Annotated in this window: 2 protein-coding genes and 1 pseudogene; all 3 read left to right on the top strand. The window is 30.9% G+C overall.

All coding sequences use genetic code 11. The features are described from left to right. Positions 1 to 187, top strand: a 187-nt coding sequence (locus tag CKF59_RS05160; RefSeq protein ID WP_222985602.1) for a hypothetical protein, incomplete at its 5' end; no start/stop codon positions are given. Between the two features lie 468 nt (positions 188 to 655). Further along, a pseudogene (locus CKF59_RS08095) lies at positions 656 to 1,683 on the top strand (IS1595 family transposase). A 15-nt stretch (positions 1,684 to 1,698) separates the two neighbouring features. Then, a complete protein-coding gene (locus CKF59_RS05150; protein WP_119534898.1) occupies positions 1,699 to 2,097 on the top strand; it encodes a hypothetical protein in 399 nt (132 codons plus the stop codon). Positions 2,098 to 2,299: the final 202 nt, after the last annotated feature.

Below are 2,299 nucleotides of genomic sequence, written 5' to 3'. Positions count from 1 at the left end.
ACAAGAACAAGCTAAAAATAAAATATTAATAGAAACTACTTTACCTAATATAGCAGATCGTTGGAAAGAATTAAAATTGCCGATACATAATGATAGGAGTAAAATTTTAGAGATCTCAAATAAAATTAAAAATGCAATGGATAGCAAATGGCAAGCTGTTAGTCAAATTCAAGAAGTTGTGAAATAGTTAGGTGATTTAACAACTTAATAAATTTATAATTATTATATCAATTAGTTTTTATTAGTTGTATATATGATGAGATAAGTCCTATAAAAGAAAGTTTATTACTATTGTGGAAGATAAAATAGAAGAACACTTAACATATCATTTAGATAACCTAATAGCAAATGAACTTATAGGATTACTTGTTTTCTTAGATAGTCTTTCTCATAAATATTAATGAAAAATTTAATTGAACAAAAATAAACCAAACAAACTTATAAAAATAATTCACTTGACACCATTACCACCAGAAAAATTAAGGAATTAATACCTAAACCAATGTTTTGTAAATTTACTTGACAAACAAAAATAACTTGACATTGGTTCAGTATTAAATTAAAATTTAAGCCATAAAATTTGAAGTCCCTTTATTGGATTTTTGCTTTAAGCCTTAAAAGGCTAAACAGAATTTCAATAAAGGGATTTCTTTTTATGACACAGCATTTTCTTTTATCAGCAAACGCTCGCCACTTGTCTATTGCACAAGTGAGTGAGATGTCTGATATTGATATTTTGAAAATGCTCATCAAAGCACGTTGGCAACAAAGTGATAATCTTCATCATGTTATTTGTCCTCGTTGTCAAAAATGTCACAACGCTTATTTTAACGCTACTCGTCAGCAATGGCGATGCAAATATTGCCATTACTGCTTTTCCATTACCGCTGGCACTATTTTTCATGGCTCAAAATTATCATTAAAACAACTCTTAATTGCCTTACTTCTATTTACCTTAAATGCAAAGTGGATTTCTGCCGTTGAGCTTTCACATAGCCTAAATGTACAGTATAAAACCGCATGGGTGCTTTTGCATAAATTCAGAGAAACATTAAATCAAACTAAAGATATTTCCCTCTAACAGGACAAGTGCATATTGACGGTTGCTACGTTAATCACTATCTACGTCCTAAAAATTTTCGACATAAACGAATAGATAGACGCAAAAAATGCTATCAACGACAAGATAAAGCCTGCGTATTAGTGTTTAGCCAACAAGACGACCAGAAACAAGGAGCAAATCGCCACATAGTATCCCTTGTTAAAGAGGAAAATACCCACGATATTATGCAACTAACCTATTAGCTTGTCAGCCCTAATACGACCATCTACACCGATGAAAACCCTGCCTATGATAACCTCGCTTTTCATTACGACCTTTGGCGAGTCAATCATTCGCAAGAGTATTGCTCTATTGAAGGTATAACTAATAATCTTGCTGAATCTTTTTTCGCTCGTTTTAGGCGTATGCAATATGGCGTATACCATAAGTTTAAAAATCACTACCTTATGCTTTACGCTAATGAAATAGTATGGCGTGAAGAAAATAGACGTAAATCAGTCCATGATAAATTCTTCGATTTATTACAACGTTGCTTAACCACTCGCCCTTTAAAAGATTTTATAGGGTATTGGCAAAAGAACAAAAAACAACAAGTTTGTTTTGGGCTTGCTAGCTTATAACAGAGGGTATATACCATGAAAATCATTAAACTACCACTTTATATTCAACAATGTTTTATTTACCAATCTCATCGTGAAGCCTTTAAAATTTTAGATAATTACGAGGAGCAATTAAGGATTGCCTTTTCAGAAATTGATGAAAGCGAGTTCATTTCTTTTGAAGATAGCGAAAAAATGGAAATTAATTATCTATCCGAATACTATAATCCCTCTGTATATAAAGAACATAGCCCAACCTATTATAAAGTTGAGGATTATCCTCAATATACCTATGATTATGCTATGTATCGAGTAGGATTAATTTTACAACAAGTTTATTCAGAATTTGCGAGTGAAGCAGAAGAAATGGCAGTAGAAATGAATTGTATTGATTGGATGGATTGTTATTGCGATAAAATGTATCTTATTAATTGAGGTGATCTTTGTTATATCATCTTACTCTAATTTTATGGGGTAACGTAATAAATTTACAGTAAGATTTAAATAAGCGTAGATGAGAATAAAAAATAAGGCAGTCTTATGATTGCCTTATTCTCTTTATAGTGTATAGTATTATTGTTAATTTATTGTTTTATAAGTAATTAATTTGGTTTTGTGCATTTGCTACATAATACCG

The sequence above is a fragment of the Psittacicella gerlachiana genome (assembly GCF_003585965.1).
Lineage (GTDB): Bacteria > Pseudomonadota > Gammaproteobacteria > Enterobacterales > Psittacicellaceae > Psittacicella > Psittacicella gerlachiana.
This window is presented reverse-complemented; position numbering and strand designations above follow the sequence as displayed.